Origin of the sequence: Brachyspira sp. SAP_772 (genome assembly GCF_009755885.1) — a bacterium.
Taxonomy (GTDB): Bacteria; Spirochaetota; Brachyspiria; order Brachyspirales; family Brachyspiraceae; genus Brachyspira.
The window spans coordinates 1-829 of record NZ_VYIX01000094.1 but is presented as its reverse complement, the minus strand read 5'-3'; the positions used below and the strand labels follow the sequence as shown (position 1 = coordinate 829).

Genomic DNA, 829 nt, shown 5'->3' with positions numbered 1-829 from the left:
ATTTTATAGTAATAAGTAAAAAAGTCAACAAATTTAATTATAATGTAAAGAAAATTAAAATATGATATTATAGACTTTACAATTTTTAGGCATTTTGTATAATAATTATTATTAGTAGTAAGGATAATATTATTATTAATTTAATATATTTTATAATGGCAGGATATAATGGAAGAGTTAAAGGATTTAAGAAAAAAAATTGATGAGATAGACAGAGATATTGTAAGGTTAATAGATGARAGAATGAAAGTTAGTGTGAAGGTTGGAGAGATTAAGAAAAAAAACAATGCTCCGATATTCGACCCTAAAAGAGAAAAAGAAGTTATAGCAAGCAGAATAAATCTTCTTGAAAACAAGGAATTATCAAACTTAATTACTACTATTTATAATGATATAATGTACACATCAAAGCAGATTCAAAAGCATTTGATTGATAATAACACTAAAGAAAATAGTAATAAAAAAATAAAATACGATTCTGTTATAGCGTATCAAGGAAGAGAGGGCGGAAATGGTTATGAGGCTGCTAAAAAGTTTTTTGGCGATGAGGCTAAATTGGYAAAGAAAAAGAGTTTTGAAGATGTTCTTGAGAGTATAAGAAGTTCTGAGAGTTATTATGGGGTTTTACCGCTTGAAAACTCTTCTACAGGCATGGTTAATGAGGTGCTTGATATACTTGCTGATTATAATTGCAAAATAGTTGGTGARGTTTATCTTACAATAGAATATGCACTTATGGCAAATAAGAATACCAATATAAATAATATAAAAAAAGTAATATCACATCATCAGGCACTAAAACAATGTTCTAATTTTATAAAAGAGAATA

The 829-nt window shown here is 26.3% G+C and carries 1 protein-coding gene; it reads left to right on the top strand.

Going from position 1 to position 829, the window contains the following annotated elements:
- Positions 1-168 precede the first annotated feature (168 nt).
- Positions 169-829 (top strand): chorismate mutase (locus GQX97_RS12790; RefSeq protein ID WP_157152258.1); only part of this gene is annotated, 661 nt, incomplete at its 3' end.